The 25495-nt window shown below is 71.3% G+C and carries 21 protein-coding genes; 11 read left to right on the plus strand and 10 right to left on the minus strand.

Going from position 1 to position 25495, the window contains the following annotated elements; translation table 11 throughout:
* Positions 1–12: 12 nt before the first annotated feature.
* A complete protein-coding gene (locus tag JK363_RS03435) occupies positions 13–1098 on the minus strand; it encodes a ferritin-like domain-containing protein (RefSeq protein ID WP_215910509.1) in 1086 nt (361 codons plus the stop codon).
* 216 nt (positions 1099–1314) lie between these two features.
* Between JK363_RS03435 and JK363_RS03440 the strand changes: the two genes are divergently transcribed.
* The 4 genes from JK363_RS03440 (at position 1315) to JK363_RS03455 (ending at position 4839) form a co-directional block, all read left to right on the plus strand.
* Positions 1315–2244 (plus strand): AurF N-oxygenase family protein, encoded by a 930-nt coding sequence (locus tag JK363_RS03440; RefSeq protein ID WP_201871269.1) that lies wholly within the window; start codon positions 1315–1317, stop codon positions 2242–2244.
* A 60-nt stretch (positions 2245–2304) separates the two neighbouring features.
* The gene (locus tag JK363_RS03445) at positions 2305–3090 is read left to right on the plus strand and encodes a TetR/AcrR family transcriptional regulator (protein ID WP_201871270.1); all 786 of its coding nucleotides are present in this window, start codon (positions 2305–2307) and stop codon (positions 3088–3090) included.
* A 22-nt stretch (positions 3091–3112) separates the two neighbouring features.
* Entirely contained in the window at positions 3113–3379 is a 267-nt protein-coding gene (locus JK363_RS03450; protein WP_201871271.1) for a DUF8847 domain-containing protein, read from the plus strand.
* Positions 3380–3615: 236 nt separating this feature from the next.
* Positions 3616–4839 carry a C40 family peptidase gene (locus JK363_RS03455; RefSeq protein ID WP_201871272.1) on the plus strand — a complete coding sequence of 408 codons (1224 nt, stop codon included), beginning with the start codon at positions 3616–3618 and terminating at the stop codon, positions 4837–4839.
* Here JK363_RS03455 and JK363_RS03460 read toward each other — a convergent pair.
* The 5 genes from JK363_RS03460 to JK363_RS03480 all read right to left on the minus strand — a co-directional run bounded on the left by JK363_RS03460 (position 4820) and on the right by JK363_RS03480 (position 10421).
* A complete protein-coding gene (locus JK363_RS03460) occupies positions 4820–6073 on the minus strand; it encodes a styrene monooxygenase/indole monooxygenase family protein (RefSeq protein WP_201871273.1) in 1254 nt (417 codons plus the stop codon). The genes JK363_RS03455 and JK363_RS03460 overlap by 20 nt on opposite strands.
* 77 nt (positions 6074–6150) lie before the next feature.
* A complete protein-coding gene (locus tag JK363_RS03465; RefSeq protein WP_201871274.1) occupies positions 6151–6828 on the minus strand; it encodes a GTP-binding protein in 678 nt (225 codons plus the stop codon).
* Positions 6809–7189, minus strand: coding sequence for a DUF742 domain-containing protein (locus JK363_RS03470; RefSeq protein WP_201871275.1), 381 nt, complete (start codon positions 7187–7189; stop codon positions 6809–6811). The genes JK363_RS03465 and JK363_RS03470 overlap by 20 nt, the downstream gene beginning before the upstream one ends.
* Entirely contained in the window at positions 7186–7677 is a 492-nt protein-coding gene (locus JK363_RS03475) for a roadblock/LC7 domain-containing protein (RefSeq protein ID WP_201871276.1), read from the minus strand. Before JK363_RS03475 ends, JK363_RS03470 begins: the two co-directional genes overlap by 4 nt.
* Positions 7674–10421, minus strand: a complete 2748-nt coding sequence (locus tag JK363_RS03480; RefSeq protein WP_201871277.1) for a sensor histidine kinase — start codon at positions 10419–10421, stop codon at positions 7674–7676. The genes JK363_RS03475 and JK363_RS03480 overlap by 4 nt, the downstream gene beginning before the upstream one ends.
* Positions 10422–10800: 379 nt before the next feature.
* On the opposite strand from JK363_RS03480, the gene JK363_RS03485 reads away from it, so the two are divergent.
* Positions 10801–11571: a protein phosphatase 2C domain-containing protein gene (locus JK363_RS03485; protein ID WP_201871278.1), complete on the plus strand. Its 771-nt coding sequence runs from the start codon at positions 10801–10803 to the stop codon at positions 11569–11571.
* A 120-nt stretch (positions 11572–11691) separates the two neighbouring features.
* Here the strand turns inward: JK363_RS03485 and JK363_RS03490 are convergent, their stop codons facing one another.
* On the minus strand, positions 11692–12174 hold the full coding sequence (locus JK363_RS03490) for a MarR family winged helix-turn-helix transcriptional regulator (RefSeq protein WP_201871279.1): 483 nt from the start codon (positions 12172–12174) through the stop codon (positions 11692–11694).
* 263 nt (positions 12175–12437) lie between these two features.
* On the opposite strand from JK363_RS03490, the gene JK363_RS03495 reads away from it, so the two are divergent.
* The gene (locus tag JK363_RS03495) at positions 12438–13280 is read left to right on the plus strand and encodes a lysozyme (protein ID WP_201871280.1); all 843 of its coding nucleotides are present in this window, start codon (positions 12438–12440) and stop codon (positions 13278–13280) included.
* Between the two features lie 113 nt (positions 13281–13393).
* On the plus strand, positions 13394–13972 hold the full coding sequence (locus tag JK363_RS03500) for a TetR/AcrR family transcriptional regulator (RefSeq protein WP_201871281.1): 579 nt from the start codon (positions 13394–13396) through the stop codon (positions 13970–13972).
* A gap of 67 nt (positions 13973–14039) precedes the next feature.
* On the opposite strand, the gene JK363_RS03505 is transcribed toward JK363_RS03500, so the two are convergent.
* From JK363_RS03505 to JK363_RS03515, 3 genes are all read right to left on the minus strand, one after another.
* Positions 14040–14591 (minus strand): NAD(P)H-dependent oxidoreductase, encoded by a 552-nt coding sequence (locus JK363_RS03505; protein ID WP_201871282.1) that lies wholly within the window; start codon positions 14589–14591, stop codon positions 14040–14042.
* Positions 14592–14822: 231 nt separating this feature from the next.
* Entirely contained in the window at positions 14823–17237 is a 2415-nt protein-coding gene (lon, locus tag JK363_RS03510) for an endopeptidase La (RefSeq protein WP_201871283.1), read from the minus strand.
* An 89-nt stretch (positions 17238–17326) separates the two neighbouring features.
* The gene (locus JK363_RS03515; protein ID WP_307821586.1) at positions 17327–18283 is read right to left on the minus strand and encodes a rhomboid-like protein; all 957 of its coding nucleotides are present in this window, start codon (positions 18281–18283) and stop codon (positions 17327–17329) included.
* A 227-nt stretch (positions 18284–18510) separates the two neighbouring features.
* On the opposite strand from JK363_RS03515, the gene JK363_RS03520 reads away from it, so the two are divergent.
* The 4 genes from JK363_RS03520 to JK363_RS03535 all read left to right on the plus strand — a co-directional run bounded on the left by JK363_RS03520 (position 18511) and on the right by JK363_RS03535 (position 25404).
* On the plus strand, positions 18511–19224 hold the full coding sequence (locus JK363_RS03520; protein ID WP_201871284.1) for a spermidine synthase family protein: 714 nt from the start codon (positions 18511–18513) through the stop codon (positions 19222–19224).
* 104 nt (positions 19225–19328) lie between these two features.
* Positions 19329–20069 (plus strand): response regulator transcription factor, encoded by a 741-nt coding sequence (locus JK363_RS03525; RefSeq protein WP_201871285.1) that lies wholly within the window; start codon positions 19329–19331, stop codon positions 20067–20069.
* Positions 20066–21328, plus strand: a complete 1263-nt coding sequence (locus JK363_RS03530; RefSeq protein WP_236075527.1) for a HAMP domain-containing sensor histidine kinase — start codon at positions 20066–20068, stop codon at positions 21326–21328. Before JK363_RS03525 ends, JK363_RS03530 begins: the two co-directional genes overlap by 4 nt.
* A 239-nt stretch (positions 21329–21567) precedes the next feature.
* A complete protein-coding gene (locus tag JK363_RS03535; protein ID WP_201871286.1) occupies positions 21568–25404 on the plus strand; it encodes a multifunctional oxoglutarate decarboxylase/oxoglutarate dehydrogenase thiamine pyrophosphate-binding subunit/dihydrolipoyllysine-residue succinyltransferase subunit in 3837 nt (1278 codons plus the stop codon).
* Positions 25405–25495 lie beyond the last annotated feature (91 nt).

Consider the following 25495-nt stretch of genomic DNA (forward strand, 5'->3'; position numbering starts at 1 on the left):
CGCCCACCGCCGTCAGTCGCCCTCCGCGCCCTGCGCGATCGCCTCCGCCACCTCACTGGCGCGGGCCGCCTCCTCCGCCGCGAAGCGCTCGGCGTCGAGGTGTTCGGCGAGTTCCTCGTCCTGGCTCATCAGCAGGTCCAGATCGCTGTCGCCCAGCTCCAGCACGCCCATGTCGACATAGGCCCGCTGAAGCCGTTCGCCCCACAGCCCGATGTCCTTCACACACGGCACGATCCGGCTGAACAGCAGCTTCCGGAACATGTGGAGATAGGGCGAGCGCTCGCTGAACTCCTCGGCCTCGGCCTTCGGGATGCCGAGATTCTCCAGCACCTCGACCCCGCGCAGCCGGTCGCGCATCAGATAGCAGCCCTCGATCACGAACTCCTCGCGCTCGCGCAGCTCCGCGTCGGTCAGCCGGCGGTAGTAGTCGCGCAGCGCCATCCGGCCGAAGGCGACATGGCGGGCCTCGTCCTGCATCACATAGGCCAGGAGCTGCCGCGGCAGCGGCTGGTCGGTGGTGTCCCGGAGGACGCCGAACGCGGCGAGCGCCAGGCCCTCGATGAGCACCTGCATGCCCAGGTAGGCCATGTCCCAGCGGGAGTCGCGGAGGGTGTCGCCCAGCAGGGCCTGGAGGTTGTCGTTGATCGGGTAAAGCATCCCGATCTTCTCGTGGAGGAAGCGTCCGTACAGCTCGGCGTGGCGGGCCTCGTCCATGGTCTGGGTGGCGGAGTAGAACTTGGCGTCGAGGTCGGGTGCCGATTCGACGATCCGGGCGGCGCACACCATCGCGCCCTGCTCCCCGTGGAGGAACTGGCTGAACTGCCAGGCGGCGACATGGCGCCGCAGTTCCCCACGCTCCTTCTCGGACATCCGGTCCCAGTACCGGGTGCCGTACAGGGCGAGGGCCTCGTCGGGGGTGCCCAGCGGGTCGTCAGGGTTCACCTCCAGGTCCCAGTCGATCCGCTTGGTGGCGTCCCACTGCTTGTCCTTGCCCTTCTGGTAGAGGGCGAGGAGCCGGGCACGATGGTCGTCGTACTCCCAGCTGAAGCGCGCGGAACCGGTGGCCGGCACCTGCCACGTCGGGTTCCCGGGATCCATCGCGTAGCGCTCATGCGTCGACACCGACGCCTCCTTCACCTCGCTCCCCCGTGAACGGATGCTTTTTCGGCAGGCTCACACGCGCTTGACCGAACGGTCAACAACACCTCCGCAAGGGATTGACGCGCTTGCTGACACGCAGTCTCATAAGAGGAGTTCGCCGGTCAGGAGATGACACGGCGCCGTGTCCGAGCCATCAGCGAGGTGCCCTCAGCGATGACGACCACGACCGAACCGCCCGCGCTCCGGGACGCGCTCGGGCTCATCAAGGATCGGGAGCGGGTGGCGCAGCGGCTGCTCGAGTCCTCCGCCAAGCACTCCTTCGACCCCGACCAGGAGCTCGACTGGGACGCCCCGTTCGAGCCGGACAAGTGGTACTGGCCGCCGGAGCTGGTGTCCCTGTACGACACCCCGATGTGGCGGCGGATGTCGGAGGAGCAGCGCGTTCTGCTGTCCAAGCACGAGGGGGCCGCGCTGCTGTCGCTGGGCATATGGTTCGAGGTCATCCTGATGCAGCTGCTCACCCGGCATATCTACGACAAGCCCGCCACCAGCGCCCATGTGCGCTACGCGCTCACCGAAATCGCGGACGAGTGCCGCCACTCGATGATGTTCGCGCGGCTGATCAACAAGGGTGGTGTCGGGGACTATCCGGTGTCCCGGTTGCACCACAATCTGGCCCGGTTCTTCAAGACGGTCTCCACCACACCCGGTTCCTTCACCGCCACGCTGCTCGGCGAGGAAGTGCTCGACTGGATGCAGCGGCTGACCTTCCCCGATGACCGGGTGCAGACACTGGTCCGCGGGGTGACCCGGATCCATGTGGTGGAGGAAGCCCGCCATGTGCGGTACGCACGCGAGGAGCTGCGCCGCCAGATGGTGACCGCTCCGCGCTGGGAGCAGGAGCTGACCCGGCTCAGCGCGGGCGAGTTCGCGCGGGTCTTCGCGCGGGCGTTCATCAACCCCCGGGTGTACACGGACGTGGGCCTGGACCGGCGGGAGGCGGTGGCCCAGGTGCGGGCGAGCGGCCATCGGCGCGAGGTGATGCAGACCGGCGCCAAGCGGCTGACCGATTTCCTCGATGACATCGGGGTGCTGCGCGGAGCGGGCCGCCGGATGTGGCGGAGCTCGGGGCTGCTGGCGTAATCCAGCGTGCCCGCACCCCGCACCCTCGCGTCCCGGACCGGGGCGGTTACGCTGCCAGACATGACGACAGGCAGCGGCACCGCCCCGGCGCGCCCGGAGGCAGCACCCCCGGCAGCGGACCGTCCGGCCGTCGCACGCCGCGGGACCTACCGCAGGCTCAGCGTCGAGGCGCGGCGGGCCGAACTCATCGCCGCCGCCCTGGATCTCTTCGCCCGTCGCGCGCCCGAGGATGTGTCGCTGGACGATGTCGCATCGGCCGCGGGCGCCTCCCGCCCGCTGGTCTACCGCTACTTCCCGGGCGGCAAGCAGCAGTTGTACGAGGCGGTGCTGCGCAACGCGGCCGATGAGCTGGAGCGGTGCTTCGAAGAGCCGCAGAGTGGTCCGCTCAGCGCCCGGCTGCGCCATGTGCTGGACCGCTATCTCGCCTTTGTCGACGAGCACGACACGGGGTTCAGCGCACTGCTGCAGAGCGGCAGCGTGGCCGAGACCTCGCAGACCAACGCCATCGTCGACGAGGTACGGCGGGCGGGGGCCGAGCAGATCCTGCTGCATCTGGCGGTCGAGGAGCCCAGCCCACGGCTGCGGATGATGGTGCGCACCTGGATCACGGCGGTCGAGGCGGCCTCGCTGGTCTGGCTGGACGAGCATAAGCAGCTGCCGACGGAGGAGCTGCGCGACTGGCTGGTGGACCACTTCGTGTCCATGCTGTGCGCGACCGCCGCCTGCGATCCGCAGACGGCGGCGGTGACACGGGCCGCGCTCGCGCTGGAGCCCGCGCAGGGACCGGTCGGCGTACTGGTGCGCCGGATGCTGCCCGTGGTGGGTGAGGCGGCGCATCTGCTGTGAGCGCCGCTGTGAGACTGGTCCGGTGAGAAGCGAGGAGACGCCCTTCGTGGGCGGGCCGCTGGACGGCCGGGTGCTGAAGGTGATGGTCGGCGCCACCGGACAGCCGCCGAAGACCTACGAGGTCCCGGTGGAGGACGAGGCGGGCGGACCGCCGACGGTGCATGTCTACCGCCGGGTTCCGGCGGGAGTGTCCAAGCGGCTGGGTGTGATCCGGGGCTGGCGGTACGAGTACGACCCGGAGGGCAAGGCACGCGGCGGGCTGAAGTGGCCGTGGTCCAAGCCGGGCTGACACCCCGACCTGACGCTCCTGCGAAAGTGTTCCCGATGCGCCAGTGGAAACCGCGGCGGTGAAACGGGGTCCGTGGGTGTCCACCGGGCCAGGGCCGTTCGGCGGTGACCGGACCACCGGACGGGTGACCGTGTTGACCCGACCCGCCCACAATTGTCCTGAAGATACGACCAACATGCCACGATCCTGCTGATCTGGAAGTCGAAAGACGGTTTTCAGAAGCCGGAGGTGAGCACGTGTCAGGACGAATCGTGGGCTCGGTCTGCGCGGCGGCGATCACCGCAGCCGCCGCACTGGTGCCGCCCGTCGCGGGAGCCACGGCGCAGGCCGCCCCGACCCGACCCGCCGACGGGTCCGTCGCCGAGCTGCTGACGCAGCTCAGGACGATGTATCAGAAGGCCGAGGAGGCGACCGAGGCGTACAACGCGACCGAGGAGAAGCTGCGCAAGCAGCGGGCGAAGACCAAGAAACTGAACGCCGACCTCGCCCGCACCCGCACCCGGCTCGCCGACAGCAAGGCCGAGGCGGGTCGGCTGGCCCGTGAGCAGTACCAGGGCCACAGCCGGCTCTCCTCCTACGGCTTTCTGCTCACCCTGCTCAGCGCCCACCCGGACGACGCCGCCGACCAGGGCCGCGAGCTCACCCGGGCCGCGGGCCGTGAAGCCACCCTGGTCGAACGCCTGTCCAAGAGTGAGCGGAAGGCCGATGACCTCGCCACCCGCGCCCGTACCGCCCTGGACAAGCAGATGTCCCTGGCGTCGAAGCGGAAGAAGCAGCGCGACAAGGTGAAGAAGCGGCTCACCAGCATCGAGAAGAAGCTGGCGTCGCTGACCGCCCGCCAGATCGCCGAGGTGGCCGAGCGCGAGCGCCGGGAGACCGACGAGGCCCAGCGCAAGCTGGTCTCCTCCGGTGCCCTCGGCACCGGAGGCAACAACCCCGCGGGCGCCGCCGGACCGTCCGCCCCCGGTCGGACCACCCCGGACCCGAACAGCACGGGCCAGAACAGCACGGGCCAGGGGGGCTCGGCGGCAGGCGGTGGCGGCACCACCCAGAAACCACCGTCCTCCGGAGGGTCCCCCACGACATCCGCCACCGCCGGGCAGCGGGCCCTGAACTACGCGCTCGACCAGATCGGCAAACCGTATGTATGGGGCGCGGAGGGGCCCAGCTCCTTCGACTGTTCGGGGCTGACCTCCCAGGCGTGGGCTCATGCGGGGCGGACCATTCCGCGCACCAGCCAGGAGCAGTGGCGGCAGCTCCCCCGGGTCTCCCTCCAGCGGTTGCGCCCCGGCGATCTGGTGATCTACAACAAGGGCGCCAGCCATGTGGCGATCTACGCGGGCAACGGCCAGGTGGTGCAGGCGCCGCGGCCCGGCCAGGTGGTGAAGCTCTCCGCGCTCGCCACCAATCCGGTGCAGGGCGCGGTACGCCCGGGGCCGCTCAAGCGGACGAAGCGCTGAGCTCGTCCAGATAGGCCGCGGTCCGCTCCGGCTCGTAGAAGAAGTGCTCGAAGTCGGCGGGGTCGTCAAAGCCGTTGGCGATCCGCCGGGCGGCCTCGGGCAGCTCACCCGCCGCCCCGAGCAGCCGCACGATGTGCTCCGGCGGCGGGGCCAGCATCGCGTTGGTCCACTTGGTGACATGGCGCGCGGTCGCCCAGTAGCGGTCGAAGGTCCGGCGCATCCAGTCGGCGTCGAACGGCCGGTCGCCGTGCTCGACGATGCTCTCCAGATAGCCGGCGGCGCACTTGGCGGCCGAGTTCGCGCCCTGGCCGGTGATGGGGTCGTTGGTGACCACCACATCGGCGACACCGAGCACCCGTCCGCCGCCGGGCAGCTCCCCGACCGGGTGGCGCACCGTCGGGGTGTACCGCCCGGCCAGGGTGGCGCCCGCGTCCGCCAGCTCGACCTTGGTGGCCCGCGCGTACTCCCAGGGAGTGAACCGCTCCATCAGCTCCAGGGTCCGGGCCAGGTGCTCGGAGGGATCGGTGATGCCCTGGAAGGCGTCGACGGGACCGCCCGGGACGCCTTCCCAGAAGAGGATGTCGGCGCGGCCGGAGCTGGTGAGGGTGGGCATGACGAACAGCTCGCCGACGCCCGGCACCAGATTGCAGCGCACCGCATCCAGCTCCGGGTGTTCCGGGCGGGGCCCAAGGCCGTGCACATAGGCGACGGCGAGTGCGCGCTGCGGCGCGTCGTACGGGGAGCGGGCGGCGTCCCGGCCGAAGAGCGAGACCAGTTCACCCTTGCCGGCGGCCACCAGCACCAGGTCGTAGGTGTTCGCGAAAACATCGAGGTCGGAGACGGAGGCGCCGTGGATGACCACCTGGCCGCCGCGCCGCTCGAACAGCTCCAGCCAGCCCGCCATCTTCAGCCGCTGGTCGACGGACTGGGCAGGGCCGTCCAGCCGTCCGAGCCAGTCCACGGCGCGGGCGTGGCCCGCGGCGGTCGGCGGTCCGGCGATGGACACGCCCAGGCCCTCGATCCGCGGGGCCTGTTCCTCCCAGAAGTTCAGCCGCAGATCGCGCTCGTGCTGGAGCGCGGTGTGGAACATGACTTGGGTGGACATCACGCGTCCGGCGCGGATCTCATCGGCCGTCCGGTTGGACATCAGCGTGATCTCGTACCCCTGGGACTGGAGGCCGAGGGCCAGTTGGAGCCCGGACTGCCCGGCTCCGACGATGAGTATCTTGCGCATGACTGTCGACGCTCCCTCGAGCTCGGATCAAAAAGAGGAACGGAAGACTCCATTCCGCGAGCGGAGCCGAGGTTACGTCACTCAGGCGCGAGGTCAACTGCGTGCCGTACCAACGCCAGCAGCGCGTCCACCACCGTGATCCGCCGACGGGCGTCCATGTGCACCACGGGAACCCCGTCGGCCACGGAGAGCGCGTTCCGCATGTCCTCGGGCCGGTAGAGCGGTGCGCCCTCGAAGTGATTGACCGCCACCACATAGGGCAGTCCGAGGCTCTCGAAGTAGTCCAGCGCCGGGAAACTGTCTTCCAGCCGCCGGGTGTCGGCCATCACCACCGCGCCGATCGCCCCGCGCATCAGGTCGTCCCACATGAACCAGAAGCGGTGCTGGCCGGGGGTGCCGAAGAGATACAGCACCAGGTCGTTCTCGAGCGTGATCCGCCCGAAGTCCATCGCCACCGTGGTGGTCAGCTTGTCCGGGGTCGCGGTGAGGTCGTCGATGTCCTCACTGGCCCGGGTCATCAGCGCCTCGGTCTGGAGCGGGGTGATCTCCGAGACCGCGCCGACGAAGGTGGTCTTCCCCACTCCGAAACCGCCCGCTATCACCACCTTGATCGCGATCGGTGCCCGCGAACGGTCCGTCTGCCAGCTCTGGAGCACCTCTTCGGCGCCGGGTATCCCGGCACCGGGTATGCCGGACACCCGCGGCGGCGGTACCACCGTGGTGGTCGGAATCGTGTCAGAGCCTGCGGAGTCCACTGAGCACCCTTTCGAGCAATGCGCGATCCGGCTGTCCCGGGCCTCTCCCGGTGCCGTAGACGCGGATCTTTCCCTGGTCGGCTAAGTCGCTGAGCAGGACACGCACCACCCCGAGGGGGATCTTGAGCATCGCGGACACCTCCGCGACCGAGCGCATCCGGCGGCACAGTTCGATGATCGCCCGGATCTCCGGCAGCATCCGGGCGCCCGGCCCTCCGGGGGCCGGGTCGAACCGTCCGTCCGGTGGCTCCAGCGAGGCCACGAAGGTCTCCACCAGCAGCACATGGCCCGAGCGGGTCCGGCCGCCGGTGAGCGAGTACGGACGGACACGACCGGGTTGACGGCCGGACCCGGCCGTCACTGAGCCGACTCCAGGGACCTGCGTAGTTCACTGCGGAGTTCGGGGGTGAGCACATGTCCGGCCCGGCCGACGAACAGGGCCATGTGATAGGCGACGACGGTCATGTCGCAGTCGGGGGTGGCATGCACGCCCAGCAGCGAACCGTCGCTGATCGTCATGACGAACAGGCTGCCCTCGTCCATCGCCACCATCGTCTGCTTGACGCCCCCGCCGTCCATCAGCTTTGCCGCGCCGAGGGTGAGGCTGCCGAGACCCGAGACGATCGTGGCGAGATCGGCGCTGGAACCCTTGGGCCCGTCCTGTGTCGTGGGGTCGACGGAGCCCGCGGCGGCGATGTGCCGCGTGTCGGAGGAGAGCAGCAGCAGTCCGTCCGAGGAGACCACCGCGACCGATCGGACGCCCGGCACCTCCTCGACGAGATTCGCCAGCAACCAGTGCAGATTTCGGGCCTCGGAACTCAACCCATAGGTACTGCTGGGCGCATTCACCTGCGTGCCTCCTCAACCGTGTCACCCTCGTCGTGCGCCCCCGTATGTTCTGTGGCGGAGCCCCGCGGACCGTGCTCCCGGCCCTCACCGCGCGCGGCGATCTCGGCCTCGGCGTCCCGGCGGCCCTTCATCGCGCCGCGCTGGAAGCCACCGAGTCTGCGCCGCAGTTCCTCCGCGTCGACCGCGCCGGTCCGCTCCCGCACACCGGGTTCATGGTGTTCCACACTCTTGGGTGTGCGCTTGGGAAGTCCCTTGTCGGTGCGGGGGTGTTCGGCGGCCCGGGTGTGCTCATCGGGCCCGATGGCGTACGGATCCGTGACCGCGGGGCCCCAGGCGTCCGCGCCCACCGGGCGGATGCCGTGGCCGCGTACCAGTTCCCCCGTGGTGTTCTGGGGCGCGGCGAACTCGATCGTCCGCTCGGAGGGGTCCTGCGCGGCGGCTGCGGACACGGACGCGGTGGCGGACTTCGGGGTGCGCCGGGGCAGTACGGGCGGGTCCTCGGCGGTCTCCGGGGCCGGGTGGCCGCGCGGCGGCGTCGGCTCCATGGGGTACTGCTCCTCGCCCCGGGCCGGGGCCGGGGCCGGGTCCACCGCGGCAGCGGGCACCGAACGCGCAGGGGAGGGAAGGGCGTTGGAGTTGGCCTCGGCCTCCGAACCCGGGAAGGCGGGCAACCCCACATCACTCCGGACGGCGCCCGCACCGGCCGGTGGCGCGGGCGGCAGCCCGGCGCCCGGCGGACCGGCCGGGAGGATCTTCGTGGGCAGGACGACGACGGCCGCCACCCCGCCCGGCTGCTGCTCCCGCAGCCGCACCCGGACACCGTGGCGCGCGGCGAGACGGGTCACCACATACAGCCCCAGCCCCAACGGGTCCTCGGGCCGCGGCCCCTGGCAGTGGTCCGACACCGGATCGGCGAGCCGGTCGTTGAGCTCCGCCCTGCGCTCGGGTGTCATCCCGATGCCCTCGTCCTGGATGGAGAGCATCACCTCACCGCTCTCCAGCAGCCAGCCGGAGACCTGCACCGGGGCGTCGGGCGGGGAGAACGAGGTGGCGTTCTCCAGGAGTTCGGCGACGAGGTGGCTGATGCTGTCGGCGGCGTACCCGGCGACCTGGGCGTGCGGCGGCAGCGACTGGATCTGCACCCGGTCGTACCGCTCGACCTCGCTGATCGAGGCGCGCAGCACATCCAGCAGCGGCACCGGGCCCGGATGGCCGGAGGTGTTCTCCGAGCCCGCGATGACCAGGAGGTTCTCGCTGTAGCGGCGCATCCCGGTGGCCAGGTGGTCCAGTTGGAAGAGCGTCTGGAGACGGTCGGGGTCCTGCTCCTGCTCCTCCATGCCCTCGATGACGGCGAGCTGCCGCTCGATCAGACCGAGGGTGCGCAGGGCGAGGCCGACGAAGCTGCCGTGCACCCGGGCCCGCAGCCCCTCCAGCCGGGCCGCCACCTCGTCCCGCTCACGGCGCAGCGCGTCCCGCTGGTCGGCCAGCCGCTGCCGCTCCCCGACCAGCCGGGTGCGCTCGGCGCCGAGCCCGACGGCGCGCTCCTGGGCGCGCACCGCTGAGGCGTGGAGCTCGTTGACCGCGCGGACGGCGTCCGCGAACTCGTCGTCGCGGCCGGTCCAGCCGACCGGCTCCTCGGACGTCGGGTCGGCGGCGACCCGGCGGGTGCCGAGCCGCAGGGCGGCCAGCGGCCGGGTCATCGAGCGGGCGGTCTGGACGCTGATGCCGACGGCCAGCAGCAGGGCGCCGCCGACGAGGGCGATCCGCACCTCCAGGGCGGTGACCGCGTCGTCGCGCAGCCGAGCGAGCGTGGTGATCTCGGCCGAGGCCAGAGCGGATTCGACCCCGCGCATCCTGGTGATCCGGGCGCTCAGGGCGGCCTCGACCCGGTCCTCGTCGACCTGGAGGTCACCGGCGGACAGCCTGCCCTGGTCGGTGAGGCGGGTGGTGTAGCGCTCGGCGGCGGTGACTTCGGTGCCGTTGACCGTGCGGTCGTAGGACTCGCGGGCCCGGTCCGGGGCGAGCTGGTGGAAGTCGGCGAGCGCGGACTGCTCGCGTACCTGGGTCCGCTGGGCGGCGGAGGTCAGCGTGGGCTGGGCACCGCCCCCGGCGAGCGCGGCCGCCAGCAGTCCCCGGGTGGCCGACGCCTGCTCGGTGGCGCGGCCCAGGGGGCCCAGCGCGGCGGCGCCGGATCCCGTGTCGGCCGGGAGCCTGCGGGTGAGGGTGGCGGAGACCTTGTTCAGCGCCTGGACGGCCGTGGTGTACGACGTGAAGACGTCGAGGGCCGAGCCATGGCCGGTCAGGGCCTGCTGACGCAGGCGCGGGAGGTTGCCCAGCAGCCTCCGGACGGAGGCGGGGACCTCCTGGCGCACCTCCTGGACCTGCTGGTCCACCCGGGCACGCTGGCTCTCGGAGACCCCGCCGCCGGAGGCGGTGGTGCGCCCGGCGGCGACATAGGCGGTCATGACGTCGCGCTCGTCGGCGAGGGAGTGGGCCAGGGCCACCGCGTCACGGTTGGTCCGCGCGAGGCCGACCAGCCGCTGGGCGTCGGTCGAGTCGTCGAGGGCCATGAGGACGGCCGGGGCACCCGCGCCGAGGACCGCGACGGCGACCAGGGCGATGGACGCGGCCAGGCGGTTGCGGACACGCGCGGGACGCCGCCGTGCTGTGCCGACCCGAAGGTCCTGAAGGCGTGGCTCGCCGCCCGGTTCGCGCTTGGTGCCCCGAAGCCGCTTCTTCCGCACCGGTGCTCACAATCTTTTCTCGCCCGACCGCTGTGGTTCCAGAGGTGACGACGGATCAACAATTGTGTTTCCCCACCTCTGGTAGGGATTCCGACCCTTTCAGGACGGCTCAGGGGCGGGCACGCATCACCCACCCGGCCACCCGAACGAGTGAACCGCATTGCGTAGTTGACCACCAACTTTGCGTAGGGGCCATACCCTCCCGCCACCTTTTCCGGGATTGGAAAAGGCAGGGCCATCCTGGCAAGATGCCCGCCCACACCTTCCCAGACATCGCATTCCCGCCTCAATCCGACAAACATGTGTTTGGTGCGAACCATTGTTTTTCTCATCACCCCCGAGAAGGCGGTGTTCGAAAGGGGTCCGGCAGACTGACGGAATGCGCATCGAACTCGCGACGGCCCCCGGCGATCAGCGGCGCCCCAACGAGGACTGGGCCTCCGTGGCCCTGCCGGCGTCGGGGCTGGGCGGCTCACTGGTGGTACTGGACGGCGTGACCCCGCCCGAGGGTGACGACGGATGCGTCCACGGAGTGCCCTGGTTCACCGCACGGCTGGGTGGCGCACTGCTCGAACTGTCCGGTTCGCAACGGGACATACCGCTGACCGCATGTCTATCCGAAGCGATCCGGCGTACCGCGGAAGCACATCGTTCAACCTGTGACCTTAATCACCCACTGACCCCGCAGGCCACGGTGGTCGCCGCCCGCTGGGACGACGCACGGGTCGAGCATCTGGTGCTCTCCGACTCCGCGTTGCTCATCGAGCGGACGGACGGCGAGGTGACACCGGTGCTCGACGACCGCATCGACCGGCTGCGCGCCGCGGGCCACCGGCTGGCCGGACTGCGCAACGCCGAGGGCGGCTTCTTCACGGCCGCCGCCGACCCCGCCGTCTCCGCCAAGGCGGTCACCGGCGACCTTCCGCGCACCGGAGTACGGGCGCTGGCGGCGCTCACCGACGGGGCGTCACGCTGGGTGGAGGTGTTCGGCGAGGGCGACTGGACCGCCTGCTTCGCGCTGCTGCGCAAGGAGGGCCCGCAGGCGCTGATCGACCGGGTGCGCGCGGCGGAGTACGCCGATCCGGACCGGACGGCCTTCCGGCGCGGCAAGGCGCACGACGACGCCGCCGTGATCTACGCCGAACTCTGAACACCCGCCCGGAACCGGGGCCGGCCCCCGCCGCACCCCGATGGCGCACCGGGTAACGCCGTTGCCACATCCGCGTCGCCGGATCCGCGCGGCTCGCCGATGCTGACGTATGTGAGTGCCCTACTCCTCGCCCCCGCGGGCCGTGTGCCCGGCGTCGTCGGCCTCCTGCTCGCTGTTCAACCGGCGCAGCAGGCGGGCGAGTTCGGCGACCTCGCTGCGCTCCCACGCGGCGAGGCGGCGGGCGTACCGGGCCCGGCGGGCGCCCCGGACGGCGCTGAAACGGCTCCGGCCCTCGTCCGTCAGCTCCACCAGGGACGCCCGGCCGTCCGCCGGGTCGGGGGTGCGGATCACCAGACCGAGTCCCTCGAGCGCGCGCAGCTGACGGCTCATCGTCGCCTTGCCGACGCCGATGTAGCCCGCGAGGTCGGTGGCGCGCTGCGGTCCCGCGTCCTCGAGCCGCATCAGCAGCCCGTACGCGGCGGATTCCAGATCGGGGTGGACCTTCCGGGCCAATTCCCCGGACGCGGCACGGGCCCGGCGGAGGAAGACGGCCAATTCGCGCTCCAGGGCCAGGAATGCATGGTCCACGCCGATTCCGCCCATGGCGCCGTCCTCACCCCGCTCAGGGGGCGTTGGCCCGTTGTTGTGCACGTCAGAGCCCTCTCCGCATTTTCACAGGGTGAAAGTTTCCGCCGGGTGCGGTTGTTGCCGCAGCTCCGCCAGTATTTCGCAGGATTAGACCAACGGCACCACCCCCTCCCCCTTCCCCGCCCCCATCTACGCCCGTAGCGTCACTTGTGACATGGCTATTCCAACACCCTCTCCCCCACTCCCCCGCTCCCCCACCGAGGCTTCGGAGGCACGCCATGCCCGTGCACAGACCTGGTTCGACCCGACCCGCCCTGAGTGCGCTGACCGGCATTCTCGCCGCTCTCGCCACCACGACCTTCGCGCTCTCCACCCCGGCTTCCGCCGCGCCGCGCCCGGACGACATCCCCCATCCCGAGGACGACTGGGCGGGGTCGCAGATAATCAAACACGAGGGCGGCACCACCACCGGCGAGGAACCGCCGAGCGTGCTGGCCACCGTCGAAGGTGTCGACGTCAGCAGCCATCAGGGCAGTGTCGCCTGGTCCACACTGTGGAGCAGCGGTGTCCGGTTCGCCTATGTCAAGGCGACCGAGGGCACCAGCTACACCAACCCGTACTTCACCCAGCAGTACAACGGCTCGTACAACGTCGGCATGATCCGCGGGGCGTACCACTTCGCACTGCCGGGCAACTCCACCGGCGCCGCACAGGCCAACTACTTCATCGACCACGGCGGTGGCTGGTCCAAGGACGGCAAGACGCTGCCCGGCGCGCTCGACATGGAGTACAACCCCTACGGCGCGACCTGCTACGGCAAGAGCGCGAGCGGGATGGTCAGCTGGATCAAGGACTTCACCAGCACCTACCGCTCCCGCACCGGACGTGACCCGGTGATCTACACCTCCACCAGCTGGTGGAAGACCTGCACCGGGAACTCCAGCGCCTTCGGCAGCGTCAACCCGCTGTGGATCCCGCGCTACGGCTCCTCCGTCGGTGAACTCCCGGCGGGCTGGGGCTTCCACACCATCTGGCAGTACACCTCCTCCGGCGCGACCGTCGGTGACCACAACAAGTTCAACGGCGCCGCGGACCGGCTGAAGGCCCTGGCGAACGGCTGACGCGGCGGCCCCCACCCCCATGGCCGGCGCACCCGCCCTCCGGCGTACGGACAGGTCTGTCTGTACGCTGGAGGGCACCGTCCGTCCTGGGCCCCGCCCCGAGGAGCATCACCATGCGCAGCGCCCGCCCCTCCGCCCACGAGCGGATCCTGTCCACAGCCACCGCCCTGTTCGACGCCCACGGGGTGCGCGGGGTCGGGGTGGACCGGATCATCGCCGAGTCGGGGGTGGCCAAGGCGACGCTGTACGCCCAGTTCGGCTGCAAGGACGCCCTGGTGGTGGCCTACCTCCGGCAGTGGGACAGCGCATGGCGGCAGGCGCTGAAGGAGGCGGCCGAGGCGGCCGGACCGGATCCGCGCGACCAGCTCACCGGTCTGTTCGACGCGGTGTGCACCGTCACCGTGCGGGACGGCTTCCGCGGCTGCGCCTTCGTGCGGACCGCCGGGGAGTCGGATCCGGACAGCGACGCCCACGAGGCCACGGCCGAGCACAAGCGGGCGGTGCGGGCCTGGCTGACCGAGCTGGCCACCACCGCCGGGGCCACCGACCCCGCGGCGCTGGCGCTCCAGATCTCCGTCCTGCTGGACGGCGTGATGTCCGCGGCCGCGGTGGAGCCCGGGCCGCAGAGCGCGATGGCGGCGAAGGCGGCGACCCGGGAATTGGTCGCGCTCGCCTGCCCGGCGCGGAGCTGACCGCGACGGACGCGGCGAAGGGCCCGACCGCGGTCGCGGTCAGGCCCTGTGCCGCGGAACGGACCGGTCAGACGGCGGCGAACTCGGGCTCCCGCACCGCGCCGGAGGCCAGCAGCGCGCGATAGCGCTCCTGGTGCCCGGCCAGTCCCGCGTCGTCCAGCTCCGGCACCCCGTGGAGCAGATACGGCTCCTCGTAGCGCAGCCCGGTCATCCGGGCCGTGGCCTCCAGCGGCCTGAGCAGTTCGGCGACCGTATAGCGGTTGACCCCCTCGGGTCCGTAGTGCTCCTCCCCGCCCCCCAGTGACGTGGCGACCAGCAGCGACTTGCCGTGCAGCGCGGTGCCACCGGTGCCGTAGGCCCAGCCGTGCAGGAAGACCTCGTCCATCCACTTCTTGAGCAGCGGCGGCACCGAGTACCAGTAGAAGGGGAACTGGAGCACGATCCGATCGTGCTCCAGCAGCAGCCGCTGCTCCCGCTCCACGTCGAGCGTGAGATCGGGATACGCGGCGTACAGGTCGTGGACCGCGACGCCGTCCACCGGCCGGGCAGCCTCGGCGAGCGCGGCGTTGACGCGGGAGGCGGCGAGGTCGGGGTGGGCCAGGACAACGAGGGTGCGCAACGGTTCCTCCGAGGGTTTCCGTGAGAGCCATGGACGGCGGGGAAGGGCCGGGGAGCCGCGGGCATTCCCCGGACAGACAGGTCTGTCTATTCTGCGGTGCACGCTACCAGACAGACCTGTCTAGCTGCCATGGCATCCCGGCCCACCGCACGGTCGTCGGGGCCCGGACGGGCCGCGACCCGGAACCCCGTCCACACGGGGTTCCGGGCCGCTGTGCCCCGGCGGTGTCCGTCACGCCGCCGCCGGAACCTCCGGGGTCACCGACGAGGCGGGCCGGAGCGCCAGCTCCAGGACCTGCCGGACATCGGAGACCGGGTGGACGTCCAGCTTCTCCAGCACCTCGGCGGGGACATCGTCCAGATCAGGTTCGTTCCGCTTGGGGATGACCACGGTGGTCACCCCGGCCCGGTGCGCCGCCAGCAGCTTCTGCTTGACGCCGCCGATGGGCAGCACCCGCCCGGTCAGCGAGACCTCGCCCGTCATCGCCACATCCGGGCGCACCTGGCGGCCGGAGAGCAGCGAGGCGAGCGCCGTGGTCATGGTGATGCCCGCGCTGGGACCGTCCTTGGGCACCGCGCCCGCCGGGACGTGGAGGTGGACGCCGCGCTCCTTGAGGTCACCCACCGGCAGCTCCAGCTCCGCGCCGTGGGAGCGCAGGAAGGACAGCGCGATCTGGGCGGACTCCTTCATCACCGCACCGAGCTGACCGGTCAGCGTCAGCCCCGCGCCGCCCGTCTCCGGGTCGGCCAGCGACGCCTCGACGAACAGCACATCGCCGCCCGCGCCGGTGACCGCGAGCCCGGTGGCCACACCGGGGACGGCGGTGCGCCGCTCGGCCGGGTCCTGGGCGGACTCGGGGGTGTGGTGCGGCCGTCCGATCAGCGGCCGCAAGCTCTCCACCCCGACGGTGAACGGCAGCTCCCGCTCGCCCAGTTCGTGCTGGGCCGCGATCTTGCGCAGCAGCCGGGCCACGGACCGCTCCAGGGTCCGCACCCCCGCCTCGCGGGTGTACTCGCCCGCCAGCTTGCGCAGTGCCGCGTCCTCCACCACGACCTCGCCCGGCTCCAGACCGGCGCGTTCCAGCTGCCGGGGCAGCAGGTGGTCGCGGGCGATGGTGACCTTCTCGTCCTCGGTGTAGCCGTCCAGACGCACCAGCTCCATCCGGTCCAGCAGCGCTTCCGGAATGGCTTCCAGAACGTTGGCGGTCGCCAGGAAGACCACGTCGCTCAGGTCGAGTTCGACCTCCAGGTAGTGGTCCCGGAAGGTGTGGTTCTGCGCCGGGTCCAGGACCTCCAGCAGCGCCGCGGCCGGGTCGCCGCGGAAGTCGGAGCCGACCTTGTCGATCTCGTCGAGCAGGACGACCGGGTTCATCGAACCGGCCTCCTTGATCGCCCGGACGATTCGGCCGGGCAGCGCGCCCACATAGGTGCGCCGGTGGCCGCGGATCTCCGCCTCGTCGCGGACGCCGCCGAGCGCGACCCGGACGAAGGTGCGCCCCATCGCGCGGGCGACGCTCTCGCCCAGGCTGGTCTTGCCGACCCCGGGCGGGCCGACCAGCGCCAGCACCGCGCCGCCGCGGCGGCCGCCGACGACGCCCAGGCCCCGGTCGGAGCGGCGCTTGCGCACCGCCAGGTACTCGGTGATCCGCTCCTTGACGTCCTCCAGGCCCGCGTGGTCGGCGTCGAGCACCGCCTTGGCGCCCTGGATGTCGTACGCGTCCTCGGTGCGCTCGTTCCACGGCAGCTCCAGGACGGTGTCCAGCCAGGTGCGGATCCAGCTCCCCTCGGGGCTCTGGTCGGAGGACCGCTCCAGCTTGTCGACCTCCTTCAGCGCGGCGGTGCGCACCTTCTCCGGCAGATCGGCGGCCTCGACCCGGGCCCGGTAGTCGTCGGACTCGTCTTCCGGATCCCCGTTGAGCTCGGCCAGCTCCTTGCGGACGGCCTCCAGCTGACGCCGCAGCAGGAACTCACGCTGCTGCTTGTCCACACCCTCCTGGACGTCCTTGGCGATCGACTCGGCGACGTCCTGTTCGGCCAGGTGCTCGCTCAGCCGGCTGACCGCCAGCCGCAGCCGGGCCACCGGGTCGGCGGTCTCCAGCAGCTCCACACGCTGGGCGGTGGTCAGGAACGGCGAGTAGCCCGCGTTGTCGGCGAGCTGCGCGACATCGTCGATCTGCTGCACCCGGTCCACGACCTGCCAGGCGCCACGCTTGCGCAGCCAGCTGGTGGCCAGTGCCTTGTACTCCTTCATCAGCTCGGTGATGGCACCGGGCAGCGGGTCGGGCACGATCTCCTCGACCGCGGTCCCCTCCACCCACAGCGCCGCTCCGGGACCGGTGGTCCCGGCGCCGATACGGACGCGCCGCACCCCGCGGATCAGCGCGCCGGGGTCGCCGTCGGAGAGCCGGCCCACCTGCTCGACGGTGCCGAGGGTGCCGATCCCCGGGTATGTCCCGTCGACGCGCGGCACCAGCAGCAGCTGCGGCTTCCCTCCGCTCCCCCGGGAGCGGGCGGCGGCCTGGGCGGCCTCCACCGCGGCGCGTACCTCGGTATCGGACAGGTCCAGCGGCACCACCATGCCGGGCAGCACCACCTCGTCGTCGAGAGGCAGCACAGGCAGGGTGAGCGGTGCGGACAGCGAAGCCATGATCTCCCCTTAGGCAGGCAAGTTGAGCTATGCAGACTCAATGCGCGCCAGGCTTCAGGTGTTCCCGGGTGCCCGTTCGCTGTGAGCGATCAGCCGTTCGCCCGGTCGGCGGCGGCGTCCGCCGGAGCCGCGGTGGCGCGCCGCCGGGCGCCGCGGCGGACGTACGGCCAGCAGCCCAGCCCGGTCAGCAGGGCGAGCACATGGCCCCAGCCGGTGAGCGGATCGACGACGCCGGTCAGGCTGGAGACGGTCAGCAGCACCGCGGTCCCGCCGACCAGTGCCCAGCGCGCACGGGGGCGCAGCAGCACGGCGAGCGCCCCGGCGCAGGCGATCAGCCCGTAGCTCACGCCGTAGTCCAGCCGCCGCAGCGAGCTGTGCGGGAGATGGCCGAGCGCGACGGAGGCGGCCACCGGGAGTTCGGTCAGCAGCGTCGCCAGCACATGGCCCAGCAGGAACACCCCGGCCGTCCGCAGTCCGCCGATCCGCCGCTCCAGCGGCGTGAGCACCAGCAGCAGCGCGGGCAGATAGAGCGAGACGAAGCCACCGACCACCCACACCGCGCTGGCCAGCAGGGTGAGCAGCGGGCGCTGGAACAGATGGGAGACATCGGTACTGGAAGCGGCCAGCAGATCGTGGACGGTACGCGGATCGCCGAGGTGCACGAAGAGGCCGGTGCCGAGGAGGACGAGGGCGTAGGCGAGCGTGAACGGCGCGGAGGCGGGCGTGGGCGCCGACCGCACCATCCGCCGCCACAGCTCCCCCGCCTCCCGGCTCCGGCCCGGCATCCGCGGGGTCGCCGCCCCGGTGGCGACGGCATTCGACCGCGCCGGAAAGCGGGCCGGGAAGCGGGCCGGGAAGCGGGCCGGGAACAACGGCTCCACACAGGCCCCCGGCACCGACCAGCACCAGCCGACGCGGGCGGGATCGCGCCCGCGGACGGGGGCGGTGCCGGAGAGGTCTCCGCCACTGGCGGCCGGGTCCGCGGGCGCGTCCGGGCCCGCGCGGTCCTCACCGTTCCCGGCACCGTCCGCCTCTACGACTGTCACCGCCTGGCTCCCCTCCGTCGGCCGTGCGACCCGTTTCGTCCCTCCGCGCGCGTTTCCGCGGTGCACACAGGAACAACCTCCGGGCCGTGAGTGATGTCACCGCATCCCGGTGTGAACGCCACCACAGCGGACATCACCCGCATTGGACCCGCGCGCCGGGGCGGCGCGAGGATGGCGGCGGGCCCGCCGGAGGGGCCCGCCCGCCACGTCCAGCCGGAGGTCACACGATGCAGCCCCCGTACGACACCGCAGCAGGTCCGCCGGTCACCCTCGACCGCCGCGACGGCCCGTACGGCGAGGTGGTGCTGCGGCGGCGCGGGGCGGCGGACGACGCGGACGCCGTCTTCGAGATCATCGCGAACGGCTGCTTCCTGATGGACACCTCCGACGGCCGCTCCGAGCGGCGGCTCGTACGAGCCGCCCTCGACGCCCTGCCCGCCGACCGCTCCGCTCCCGCCCTGCTCATCGGCGGTCTCGGCGTCGGCTTCTCGCTCGCCGAGGCGGCCGGTGAACCGCGCTGGGGCCGGATCGCGGTCGTGGAGCGGGAGGCGGCGGTCGTCGACTGGCACCGTGACGGCCCGCTGGCGGCGGTCTCCGCGACGGCGCTGGCCGATCCGCGCACCGCGATCGTCCGCGCCGATCTCGTCGCCCATCTCCAGGAGCCGGACGGCCCGGTCTACGACGCGCTGTGCCTGGATATCGACAACGGACCGGACTGGACCGTCACCGAGGACAACACCGGCCTCTACTCCCCCGCCGGTCTTGCCGCCTGTGCGGCCCGCCTCGCACCGGGCGGCGTGCTCGCGGTCTGGTCGGCACGGCCGTCGGCCGCGTTCGAGGGATCTCTCCGCAATGCCGGATTCACCAGGGTCCGTACGGAAGAGATCGCTGTTGCCCGTGGAGTACCCGACGTGGTGCACATCGGGATTCGAGGCGCGTAGCCGAGCCGCGTACGCTGCCCTTACGCTTTCTTGCCTAGACCACGCCGCACGGCAATGACCAGGCGCGGAGCGCGGTTTTTCGGGACGACGCATGGGGCGGGCGTATGGAGCAGAATCTCAACGGCCACAGCGGGGCCGCCACGACCACCCCCGGTGCACAGCGCCGGGTGCTCGTCGTCGAGGACGATCCGACCATCGTGGACGCCATCGCGGCCCGGCTGCGGGCCGAGGGCTTCCAGGTACAGACGGCCGGGGACGGCCCGGCGGCCGTCGACACCGCCGAGGCGTGGCAACCCGATCTGCTGGTGCTCGATGTGATGCTGCCGGGCTTCGACGGGCTCGAGGTGTGCCGCCGGGTGCAGGCCAGACGGCCGGTGCCGGTGCTGATGCTCACCGCGCGCGATGACGAGACCGACATGCTGGTGGGGCTCGGGGTCGGCGCGGACGACTACATGACCAAGCCGTTCTCGATGCGCGAGCTGGCCGCCCGGGTCCATGTGCTGCTGCGGCGGGTGGAGCGGGCGGCGCTGGCCGCGCACACCCCGCGCAGCGGGATCCTCCGCCTGGGCGAGCTGGAGATCGACCACGCCCAGCGCCGGGTGCGGGTGCGCGGCTCCGACGTCCATCTGACCCCGACCGAGTTCGACCTGCTGGTCTGCCTGGCCAACACCCCGCGCGCGGTGCTCTCCCGCGAGCAGCTGCTGGCGGAGGTCTGGGACTGGGCGGACGCCTCGGGCACCCGGACCGTGGACAGCCACATCAAGGCGCTGCGCCGGAAGATCGGTGCCGAACGGATCCGTACGGTGCATGGCGTCGGCTACGCCCTGGAGACCCCGGCCGCATGAGGACGGCCCCCGGGGCTCCCAGGGTCTCTCCCGTCCGCAGGGCCCTGAAGACGCTGCGGACACTCACCGCGCCCAGGGCCGACCGGGCCGCCCGGCCGACCGGCTCCCCCGGCGCCCCCGCGCGGCGCCGCGGCGCCCGGGGCCGGGCCACCTGGAGCCGGGTGTGGGAGGCGCTGCGGCCGTTCGACCCGTACCGCTCGGTCAAGGCCGCGCTCGGGGCGCTGGTCATCGGGTCGGTGATCATCACCACGCTGCTGGTGTTCGCGGCGATGCACTCGGACACCGAGCTGCGGGTGATCACCATCTTCTCGATCATCGCCTCACTGCTGATCACCCAGTTCGTGGCGCATGGCCTCACCGCCCCGCTGGACGAGATGACCGAGGTCACCCGGGCGATGGCGCACGGTGACTACACCCGCCGGGTGAGGGCGGCCCAGCGCCGGGACGAGTTCGGCGATCTGGCGAACGCCTTCAACCGGATGGCCGCCGACCTGGAGGCGGTGGACACCCACCGCAAGGAGCTGGTGGCGAATGTCTCCCATGAGCTGCGCACCCCGATCGCGGCGCTGCGGGCGGTGCTGGAGAACGTGGTGGACGGGGTCTCCGAGGCCGATCCGGAGACGATGCGGGTCGCGCTGAGCCAGACCCAGCGGCTGGGCCGCCTCGTCGAGCAGCTGCTCGATCTGTCGCGGCTGGACAACGGGGTGGTGCCGCTCTACTCACGGCGCTTCGAGGTCTGGCCGTATCTGGCCCAGATCCTCAAGGAGGCGAGCATGGCCAAGGGCGCGGACGCCGGGTCGGGCTCGCACACCCGCAAGGATGTCCACCTCCACCTGGACGTCTCCCCGCCGGAGCTGACCGCGCACGCGGACGCCGAGCGGCTCCACCAGGTGATGGCGAATCTCATCGACAACGCCATGAAGCACAGCCCGGCGCACGGCCGGGTCACGGTGCGGGCCCGGCGCGGCGAGGAGCCGGAGAGCCTGGAGCTGGAGGTGCTGGACGAGGGTCCGGGCATCCCGGAGGCGGAGCGGTACCGCGTCTTCGAGCGCTTCAACCGCGGCGGGCTCTCCCCGGGAGGTTCGGGGCCCACGCCCCGCCGCCCGTCGGGGCAGGGCAGCGACGGGGGCACCGGTCTGGGGCTGGCGATCGCCCGCTGGGCGGTCGATCTGCACGGCGGCCGGATAGGCGTCGCGGAGTCCCCGCGGGGCTGCCGCATCAAGGTCAGTCTTCCGGGCAGCCTCCGAGATCACATGTGACGTAAGGTCGATCGAAGACGCGCACATCCGAGCGGTGTGGGTGCTCTTTTGCGTTCGCTCGTATCTGCGGGAACACAGCGGAACCCCGTGTGTTTCCCGCCATACCATGCGCCGAAACCCGCCGATCAGTGTGACTTGCGCGACGATGACCAGTGCGGCCTGCACGTATGGGCCCAAGAGGCGTAGCCTTTATTCCCGCTGTCCACCACCTAAGGAAGCGGAAGAGGGCGGTTGCCGCCGTGTCGCCACAGTCCCCCAATACCTCGAGCGTCTCTACCGACGAGCAGGACGGTCAGGGAACCAACCCTGCCGCTGCTTTCGGACCCAATGAGTGGCTCGTCGACGAGATCTACCAGCAGTACCTCCAGGACCCGAACTCGGTCGACCGAGCCTGGTGGGACTTCTTCGCCGACTACAAGCCGGGCCAGGACACCGGCTCCGCCGTGGCCGCGCCGCCACAGGCCGTGACCGGGGGCGCCGCCCCGGGCGCGCCCGCCGCCGCGCAGGCCGCTCCCGCCGCCACCGCCCCGGCGCAGCCGAAGGCCGCCGCGCCCGCCGCGAAGCCGGCCGACGCCAAGCCCGCCGCCGCGGTCCCGGCCGCCCCGAAGCCCGCCGCCGCGGCTCCCGCCCCGGCCAAGCCCGCTCCGGTGAAGCCGACGCCCGCCGAGCCGACGCCCACCGCCAAGGCCGCCAAGCCCGGGCCGTCCGCCGGACCGGAGCTGGTCACGCTGCGCGGCCCGTCCGCCGCCGTGGCGAAGAACATGAACGCGTCGCTGGAGCTGCCGACGGCCACCTCGGTGCGTGCCGTCCCGGTGAAGCTGCTGTTCGACCAGCGCATCGTGATCAACAACCACCTCAAGCGCGCCCGCGGCGGCAAGGTGTCCTTCACGCACCTCATCGGCTACGCCATGGTGCAGGCGCTGAAGGCGATGCCCTCGATGAACTACTCGTTCACCGAGAAGGACGGCAAGCCGACCCTGGTCAAGCCCGAGCACATCAACCTGGGCCTGGCCATCGACCTGGTCAAGCCCAACGGTGACCGGCAGCTGGTCGTCGCGGCGATCAAGAAGGCCGAGACGCTCAACTTCTTCGAGTTCTGGCAGGCGTACGAGGACATCGTCCGCCGCGCCCGCGCGAACAAGCTGACGATGGAGGACTTCACCGGAGTCACGGCCTCCCTCACCAACCCCGGCGGCATCGGCACCGTCCACTCCGTGCCGCGGCTGATGCCCGGCCAGGGCCTGATCGTCGGTGTCGGCGCCATGGAGTACCCGGCCGAGTTCCAGGGCACCTCCCAGGACACCCTGAACAAGCTGGGCGTCTCCAAGGTCATGACGCTGACCAGCACCTATGACCACCGGGTGATCCAGGGCGCCGCCTCCGGCGAGTTCCTGCGGATCATGAACCAGCTGCTGCTCGGCGAGAACGAGTTCTACGACGAGATCTTCAAGGCGCTGCGCATCCCCTACGAGCCGGTCCGCTGGCTCAAGGACATCGACGTCAGCCACGACGACGACGTCACCAAGGCGGCCCGGGTCTTCGACCTGATCCACGCCTACCGGGTCCGCGGCCATGTCATGGCCGACACCGACCCGCTGGAGTACCGCCAGCGCAAGCACCCCGACCTCGACATCATCGAGCACGGGCTCACCCTGTGGGACCTGGAGCGCGAGTTCGCGGTCGGCGGCTTCGCGGGCAAGACGATGATGAAGCTGCGCGACATCCTGGGCGTGCTGCGCGACTCGTACTGCCGCACCACCGGCATCGAGTTCATGCACATCCAGGACCCCAAGCAGCGCAAGTGGATCCAGGACCGCGTCGAGCGCAGCCACGACAAGCCGGAGCGCGAGGAGCAGCTGCGCATCCTGCGCCGGCTCAACGCGGCCGAGGCGTTCGAGACCTTCCTCCAGACCAAGTACGTCGGCCAGAAGCGGTTCTCGCTGGAGGGCGGCGAGTCCGTCATCCCGCTGCTGGACGCGGTGCTGGACGCGGCCGCCGAGTCGCGCCTGGACGAGGTCGTCATCGGGATGGCCCACCGCGGCCGGCTCAATGTGCTGGCCAACATCGTCGGCAAGTCCTACGCGCAGATCTTCCGGGAGTTCGAGGGCAACCTCGACCCGAAGTCGATGCACGGCTCCGGCGACGTCAAGTACCACCTGGGCGCCGAGGGCACCTTCACCGGTCTGGACGGTGAGCAGATCCAGGTCTCGCTGACCGCCAACCCCTCCCACCTGGAGGCGGTGGACCCGGTCCTGGAGGGTGTCGCCCGCGCCAAGCAGGACATCATCGGCAAGGCCGGTACGGACTTCACCGTGCTGCCCGTCGCCCTGCACGGCGACGCGGCCTTCGCGGGCCAGGGCGTGGTCGCCGAGACGCTGAACATGTCGCAGCTGCGCGGCTACCGCACCGGCGGCACCGTGCACATCGTGATCAACAACCAGGTCGGCTTCACCGCCGCCCCGGCCGCGTCCCGCTCCTCGATGTACGCCACCGACGTGGCGCGCATGATCGAGGCGCCGATCTTCCACGTCAACGGCGACGACCCGGAGGCCGTGGTCCGCGTCGCGCGGCTCGCCTTCGAGTTCCGCCAGGCGTTCAACAAGGACGTGGTCATCGACCTGATCTGCTACCGCCGCCGCGGTCACAACGAGACCGACAACCCCGGCTTCACCCAGCCGCTGATGTACGACCTGATCGACAAGAAGCGCTCGGTGCGCAAGCTGTACACCGAGTCGCTGATCGGGCGCGGCGACATCACGCTGGAGGAGGCCGAGCAGGCGCTCCAGGACTTCCAGGGGCAGCTGGAGAAGGTCTTCACCGAGGTCCGCGACGCGGTCTCCACCCCGGCCCAGCCCGAGGTGCCCGAGCCGCAGCCGGAGTTCCCGGTCGCGGTGAACACGGCGGTCTCCCAGGAGGTCGTCAAGCGGATCGCCGAGTCCCAGGTCAACGTCCCCGACCGGATCACCGTCCACCCGCGGCTGATGCCCCAGCTCCAGCGGCGCGCGGCGATGATCGAGGACGACACGATCGACTGGGGCATGGGCGAGACCCTCGCCATCGGCTCGCTGCTGATGGAGGGCACCCCGGTCCGGCTCGCCGGCCAGGACTCCCGTCGCGGCACCTTCGGCCAGCGCCACGCGGTGCTGGTGGACCGGGAGACCGGCGACGACTACACCCCGCTGCTCTACCTCTCCGAGGACCAGGCCCGCTACAACGTCTACGACTCGCTGCTCAGCGAGTACGCGGCGATGGGCTTCGAGTACGGCTACTCGCTGGCCCGCCCGGAGTCGCTGGTCATGTGGGAGGCGCAGTTCGGTGACTTCGTCAACGGCGCGCAGACCGTCGTGGACGAGTTCATCTCCTCGGCCGAGCAGAAGTGGAGCCAGACCTCCGGCGTCACGCTGCTGCTGCCGCACGGCTACGAGGGCCAGGGCCCGGACCACTCCTCGGCCCGGATCGAGCGCTTCCTCCAGCTGTGCGCGCAGAACAACATGACGGTCGCCGCGCCGACGCTGCCGTCGAACTACTTCCACCTGCTGCGCTGGCAGGTCCACAACCCGCACCACAAGCCGCTGGTCGTCTTCACCCCGAAGTCGATGCTGCGTCTGAAGGCGGCGGCCTCGAAGGCGGAAGAGTTCACCACCGGCGCCTTCCGCCCGGTCATCGGTGACGCGACCGCCGACCCGGCCGCGGTCCGCAGGGTGGTCTTCTGCTCCGGCAAGGTCTACTACGACCTGGCCGCGGAGCGGGACAAGCGCGGTGCGACGGACACGGCGATCATCCGGCTGGAGCGGCTGTACCCGCTGCCGGGTGCCGAGGTCCAGGCCGAGATCGCCAAGTACACCGGCGTCGAGAAGTTCGTGTGGGCCCAGGAGGAGCCGGCGAACCAGGGCGGATGGCCGTTCATGGCCCTCAACCTGATCGACCACCTGGAGCTGTCGGTCGGCGCGGACGTCCCCGCCTCCGAGCGTCTGGTCCGGGTCTCCCGGCCGCACTCGTCCTCGCCCGCGGTGGGGTCGAACAAGCGCCACCAGGCGGAGCAGCAGGCGCTGGTGAACGAGGTCTTCGACATCTGATCCAGCGGCCCGTCCCACGGCCCGTCGGCACAACGGCCCGGCCCCCGCGCGAGCGGAGGCCGGGCCTTGTCGTGTGCACCGGCGGCATATC

Source organism: Streptomyces coffeae (assembly GCF_016741875.1).
Taxonomy (GTDB): Bacteria; Actinomycetota; Actinomycetes; order Streptomycetales; family Streptomycetaceae; genus Streptomyces; species Streptomyces coffeae.

Excerpts from the sequence above, each read along its gene's own strand:
- JK363_RS03530 (WP_236075527.1), top strand. The coding sequence starts at position 20,066 with ATGAGGACGGCCCCCGGGGCTCCCAGGGTCTCTCCCGTCCGCAGGGCC.
- JK363_RS03440 (WP_201871269.1), top strand. The coding sequence starts at position 1,315 with ATGACGACCACGACCGAACCGCCCGCGCTCCGGGACGCGCTCGGGCTC.
- JK363_RS03495 (WP_201871280.1), top strand. The coding sequence starts at position 12,438 with ATGCCCGTGCACAGACCTGGTTCGACCCGACCCGCCCTGAGTGCGCTG.
- JK363_RS03485 (WP_201871278.1), top strand. The coding sequence starts at position 10,801 with ATGCGCATCGAACTCGCGACGGCCCCCGGCGATCAGCGGCGCCCCAAC.
- lon (WP_201871283.1), bottom strand. The coding sequence starts at position 17,237 with ATGGCTTCGCTGTCCGCACCGCTCACCCTGCCTGTGCTGCCTCTCGAC.
- JK363_RS03460 (WP_201871273.1), bottom strand. The coding sequence starts at position 6,073 with ATGCGCAAGATACTCATCGTCGGAGCCGGGCAGTCCGGGCTCCAACTG.
- JK363_RS03445 (WP_201871270.1), top strand. The coding sequence starts at position 2,305 with ATGACGACAGGCAGCGGCACCGCCCCGGCGCGCCCGGAGGCAGCACCC.
- JK363_RS03435 (WP_215910509.1), bottom strand. The coding sequence starts at position 1,098 with ATGGATCCCGGGAACCCGACGTGGCAGGTGCCGGCCACCGGTTCCGCG.
- JK363_RS03500 (WP_201871281.1), top strand. The coding sequence starts at position 13,394 with ATGCGCAGCGCCCGCCCCTCCGCCCACGAGCGGATCCTGTCCACAGCC.
- JK363_RS03520 (WP_201871284.1), top strand. The coding sequence starts at position 18,511 with ATGCAGCCCCCGTACGACACCGCAGCAGGTCCGCCGGTCACCCTCGAC.
- JK363_RS03525 (WP_201871285.1), top strand. The coding sequence starts at position 19,329 with ATGGAGCAGAATCTCAACGGCCACAGCGGGGCCGCCACGACCACCCCC.
- JK363_RS03490 (WP_201871279.1), bottom strand. The coding sequence starts at position 12,174 with ATGGGCGGAATCGGCGTGGACCATGCATTCCTGGCCCTGGAGCGCGAA.